Annotated in this window: 5 protein-coding genes; 1 reads left to right on the top strand and 4 read right to left on the bottom strand. The window is 68.2% G+C overall.

Going from position 1 to position 4,850, the window contains the following annotated elements:
* Nucleotides 1–135 precede the first annotated feature (135 nt).
* Complete coding sequence (locus tag VAE53_RS11200; protein WP_322819448.1) at nt 136–942, top strand: LysM peptidoglycan-binding domain-containing protein; 807 nt, start codon at nt 136–138, stop codon at nt 940–942.
* A gap of 30 nt (nt 943–972) precedes the next feature.
* Here the strand turns inward: VAE53_RS11200 and VAE53_RS11195 are convergent, their stop codons facing one another.
* From VAE53_RS11195 to VAE53_RS11180, 4 genes are all read right to left on the bottom strand, one after another.
* On the bottom strand, nt 973–2,031 hold the full coding sequence (locus VAE53_RS11195; protein WP_322819447.1) for an NAD-dependent epimerase/dehydratase family protein: 1,059 nt from the start codon (nt 2,029–2,031) through the stop codon (nt 973–975).
* 79 nt (nt 2,032–2,110) lie between these two features.
* Nucleotides 2,111–3,292, bottom strand: a complete 1,182-nt coding sequence (locus VAE53_RS11190) for a hypothetical protein (RefSeq protein ID WP_322819446.1) — start codon at nt 3,290–3,292, stop codon at nt 2,111–2,113.
* The gene (locus tag VAE53_RS11185) at nt 3,289–3,894 is read right to left on the bottom strand and encodes a sigma-70 family RNA polymerase sigma factor (protein WP_322819445.1); all 606 of its coding nucleotides are present in this window, start codon (nt 3,892–3,894) and stop codon (nt 3,289–3,291) included. Before VAE53_RS11185 ends, VAE53_RS11190 begins: the two co-directional genes overlap by 4 nt.
* Before the next feature lie 110 nt (nt 3,895–4,004).
* Complete coding sequence (locus VAE53_RS11180) at nt 4,005–4,652, bottom strand: phosphoribosyltransferase family protein (RefSeq protein ID WP_322819444.1); 648 nt, start codon at nt 4,650–4,652, stop codon at nt 4,005–4,007.
* Nucleotides 4,653–4,850 lie beyond the last annotated feature (198 nt).

The raw sequence follows: 4,850 nt of genomic DNA, 5'->3' as shown, positions 1-4,850 counted from the left end.
TTCGGGGGCGCCCCCACCCCAAATCCGGGTGGCCTGGGCGTGGCCTTTCCGGGGGGTTGTGGAGCGGTTTTTCTTTGGTGGTTTGCTGGTAGGATGGGGCGGGTGGTGGGATAGTTCCCGGGGACAGGAGAGGGCGTGACGCAGGAAGAGTTTTCGCAGGTTTGCCCATACCTGGGCCTGGCGGACGATGCGGATTCGCACGCGACGTACGCGACGGAGGCGCATCGGTGTTATCGGCTTCCGACTCCGACGAAGATCGCGGCTCCGCACCAGGAGGCGTATTGCCTTGGGGCGAACCATGTGGCGTGTCCGGTGTATTTGGGTGAGGGGATTCCGGGGCGCGGGGGGGCGGCGCAGCCGCCGGTGGCTGGTTCGGTGCCGGGCCCGCGGGCAGGCGCTCGGGGGCAGCGGCCGTTCGGGCAGGGGACGCCGGGGGCGCGGCCGGCGCGGCGGCCTTCGCCGGGGGCGCTGGGTCCGCGGCCTCGTTCGGGGGGCATCAGTCTGCCGGTGGCGACGATCGGGCTCTTTGCTTTGGCGATCGTGATCGTGGTGCTCGCGGTGGTGATCCAGCAGGTGGTGGGAGATGGTGGCGGTGGTACGATTTCGCCGGCGGATGCGGTGGCGACGAGGGATGCGCTGAATCGGACGCAGACGGCGCAGGCTGCGAGTGGGACGCCGACGCCGCCGACGCAGCAGCCGGGGACGCCATCGGCGGGGGCGACGGGCACCGCCCCGGCCGGGACGCGTACGCCGGGGGCGACGACGCGGACGCCGACTCCGGGGGGAAATGGCCGGACGACGTATACGGTACGCGAGGGTGATAACTGTTTTTCGATTGCGCAGGACCACGGGGTGACGCTGCAGCAGCTGTTGACGGCGAACAACCTGACGGAGGACGACTGCACGCGGTTGGCGGTGGGCCAGCAGCTGGTGATTCCGTAGGCGCTCGTTGGGGTGCGGGGGGCGGCGTGGTTAGCTGATGCGGCGAAGGATGGCGAGGGCGCCTTTTTGCCAGGCGACGCGGTGGGTGACGCCGGTGTCGTAGCGGCCTCTGTTTTGGATGTACCAGTCCCAGGCGCGGATGAGTGCTTCGGCGTTGGAGTAGCGCGGCTGCCACCCGAGGAGCTGCTTCGCTTTGTGGACTTCGACGTAGGAGTCGCGCCACATGGTGCCGTAGTGCCAGGCGGCGAGGGGAGAGAGGCGGAGCTGTTCGAGGAGGCGGAGGGCGAGCTCGCCGGGCCGGGCGGGGAGGTGCCAGAGGCGGGAGCCTGAGCCGGCGTGGTCGAAGAGGGCTTGCATGTCTTGTTCGAGGGTTTGGAATCGGTCGGCGCCGACGTTGAGGGTTTGGTTGACGACGTTGGGATTGGTGGCTGCGCGGAGGATGGCATCGACGAGGTCGGTGACTTCGAGCAGCTGGTAGTGGTTTTGGCCGTTGCCGAGGAGGGGGATGCGGCGGCCTTCGGCGATCCATTCGAAGAGGATTTCGAAGACGCCGAGGCGGCCGGTGCCGAGGAAGGTTTTGGGGCGGATGATATTGATTTGGAGGCCACGTTCTTGGTACTGGCGGCAGAGCTCTTCGCCGATGACTTTGGAGGCGCCGTAGTGGCCGAGCGGGTGGAGGGGGGAGCGTTCGTCGATGGGGTGGGTTTTGGGGACGCCGTAGACGGCGGTGGAGGAGATGAAGACGAGGCGGCGGATGTTGGCTTTCGAGGCTTCGTGGAGGACGTAGCGGGTGCCGCGGACGTTGGTGGCGTAGATTTTGCGCTTGGAGACTTGGATGGGGAGGGCGGCGGCGGCGTGGATGACGATCTCGACGCCTTGGAGGGCGCGGCGGATGGCTTGGCGGTCTTGGACGTCGCCGTGGATGTAGGTGACGCGGTCGGCGATGTCGGCGTCGTCGGGGGGGAGGGGGACGATGTCGAAGAGGACGGGGTGGATGTTTTCGTCGATGAGGCGTCGGGCGATGTGGGAGCCGAGGAAGCCGGTGCCGCCGGTGATGAGCCAGCGCGGGGCTTGGTCGGGGGAGGTCATGGTGTTGGGTTCTGCCTGCGGGGTGTGATGTCCTCAGGGTGAGGTACTTGGGGCGCAGGCTCAAGCCGTGATGGCTGGCTCAGTTCGGGGAACTGAGCACGATGAGGTGGGCGCGGAATTGGCCGTTGCTGTCGAGAAAGCCGGCGACGACTGCGGGGTAGCCTTGGAGTGATTCGAGCTTGCGGAGGTCGCGTTGGGTGAGGCCGCTGGCTCCGGGGAGGATGCGAAGGCCGGGGCGGCGCTCGATGGTGACGGGGCCGTCGCTGGTTTGGAGGGTGAACGTTTTGGGTTTGACGTCAGCGATGGTGCCGGCGAGGTGAAGGGCGGCGCGGCCGGGGCCGCCGCTGTGGCTTTGGCCGGGGCGGGAGTCGAGCGGCTCGAGGGAGAAGGGTGGGCCGTGGTCGTCGGCGAGGCGGACGCGGCTGCCGAGCGAGGTGCCGGTGGCGGCGAGGAGGGCGCCGAGGGATGCGGGGTCGATTTCGACGAGGGCGCGCCGGCCGTCGGCGAGGGCGACGATTGCCCGGCCGCTGCGCCCGGCGGGGTCGATGGCGACGAGCCGAATGGTGCCTTCGGGGGCGCCATCGAGGCTGCTGAGTCGTTGGAGGTGGCCTGGTGTTTCGTCGTTGGGGGCGGCGCTGGTGGAGAGGGTCTGGGCGGCGATGAGGATCCGGCCGGCGCGGGCTTCGCGGACGATGCCTGCGACGAGGATGTGTTCTCCGGGTGCGGGCGGGCGGTCGAGGGTGTTGCCGTCGGTGTCGAGGAAGATGGCTTCGGTGGTGTCGATGCGGATCGGGCCGAGGTCGGGCTGGTCGACGAGGATGGTGGAGTTGTCGCTCTGGGTGACGGTGCCGGCGAGCTGGACGTAGTCGTCGAGGCCGAGGGCTTGGGCCTGTTGCGTGCCGCGAAGGGGGTCGGTGAGGAGGAGGGCTGCGAGGGCGATGAGGAGGAGTGCGGCGAGGGATGCAGCGAGGGGGAGGCGAGGGGCTTGGAGGAGGCGCGCGAGGAGATGCGGCGAGGCGGTGTGGGTTGGTCGCTGGGCTGGGGTTGGCTGGCGGGCGGCGAGGTAGCGCTGGAATCGCGCCCGGGCGAGTGGCATGGCTGCGTCGGCTTCGCGGTCGATGGTGTGGCGGGCGGCGAGGAGGTTTTCTCGGGCGGCGAGGAGCTGCTCGAGTTGGGCCTGCTCGTGGGGGGAGGCGTCGGGGGGGATGGTTCCGGTTTCGAGCGCTCGGGCGAGGAGGTCGTCGAGGCGGTCAGGTGTCATGGCCCGCCTCCTTTGGGGTAGGTGTCGCCGCCGAGGGCGCGTTGGAGGGCGGCGAGGGCGCGGCGCTGGAGGTTCTTGACGGCGTCTTCGGAACGGTGCATGAGGGCTGCGGTTTCGGCGACGGGCCTGTCGAGGATGATGCGGAGGCGGAGGACTTCGCGCTGGTCTTCGGTGAGGCTTTGGAGTGCCCGGGCGAGGTCGGTGCGAAGGTGGATGTTGGGGGCTGGATCGTTCTGGGCAAGGGCGCCGGCGAGGTCGGCGGTGTCGAGGTTTTCGGCCGGGCCGCGGCGGGTGCGCTTTTTGATGGTGTCGCGGGCGAGGTTGCGGGCGATGCCGAGGAGCCAGGCTTGGATGGGGGCGCCGCGGTAGTCGAAGGTTTGGGCGCGGGTGTAGGCGATTTCGAAGACTTGGGAGGCGAGGTCTTCGGCTTCTTGGGGGTTGGAGAGTTGGAAGCGGAGGTAGCGGTAGATGGTGCGGTAGTGGGTTTCGAAGAGGGTTTCCCAGGCGGCTGGATCCCGCCAGGCGGCGCGAGCGGCGAGCTCGGCATCGGCTGGGTCACCGGCTGGCGGCGGGTCATGGGCGCCATCCTCGGGTTCGCGCACGGCGGGGTTCACTCTACGAATGGCGTGAGGAAGGTGAAAGGTGACGTGGCTTTACGTTTGGAAGGGCTGCGCTGGGTGGCTTTACCGGGGTGGTGTGGGGCCAGGGTGGGCTAGCCGCCGTTGCGGCTGCGGAGGTATTCGGTGGTGATTCGGTAGTGGTCTTCGGTGATGTGGCCGGCGGACATGAGGTAGTTGGCGATCTGTTCGAGGGTGAGGATGGAGACGAGGTTGATGCCGGCGGCTTTGAGTGCGTGGCGGCCGCCTTCTTGGCGGTCGATGAGGGTGACGGCGTCGCGGACGACGAGGCCGGCGGCTTCGAGGGTGGCGGCGGTTTGGAGGATGGAGCCGCCGCCGGTGATGAGGTCGTCGATGACGAGGCAGCTTTGGCCGCGAACGAAGAGCCCTTCGATGATGTCGGCTTTATCGGTTCCTGGGGGGTGGATGTAGATCATGGGGACGTTGACGAGGAGGGAGAAGGCGGTTGCGACGTGGAGGCCGCCGAAGGGTACGCCTGCGACGAGGGTGAAGGGCTGGACGTGGGGGTTGCGCATCGACATGAGTGCTTCGAGCTCTTCTTTGATGATGCGCGCGCAGCGTTTGAGGGCTTTTGGGTTGGAGATGAGGCGGCGGAGGTTGATGTAGATGGGGGAGTGGACGGCGGTGCGCCCGAGGGTGAAGTCGCCGAATTCGATGGCGTCGAGTTTCCAGAGTTCTTCGGCGAGCCAGAGGTTGCCGGGCGGCCGGGAGGTTTTGCTCAAGGGTCACCCCGGGGGATGGCTGGGGAGCGCTGCCGCGGACGTGCACGCTACGTAAGGTTCTTTTTTCTTGCCTACGGGGTGCTGTGTCAAGTTATTGGCGAGGGGTGGCTGGCCGGTTGACTGGGTTGGGCGGTTCGCGGCCGGCGAGGACGGCGATGATGTTGGCGGCGGCGATCTCGGCCATTCTGGCGCGGGTGG

Origin of the sequence: Tepidiforma sp., assembly GCF_034432735.1 — a bacterium.
Lineage (GTDB): Bacteria > Chloroflexota > Dehalococcoidia > Tepidiformales > Tepidiformaceae > Tepidiforma.
Note: the sequence above shows the minus strand (reverse complement) of the source record. Positions and strands in the feature narration are given on the sequence as shown.

What these genes read in the sequence shown, in the direction of transcription:
- VAE53_RS11195 (WP_322819447.1), bottom strand. Translation starts at nt 2,031, where the DNA reads ATGACCTCCCCCGACCAAGCCCCGCGCTGGCTCATCACCGGCGGCACC.
- VAE53_RS11190 (WP_322819446.1), bottom strand. Translation starts at nt 3,292, where the DNA reads ATGACACCTGACCGCCTCGACGACCTCCTCGCCCGAGCGCTCGAAACC.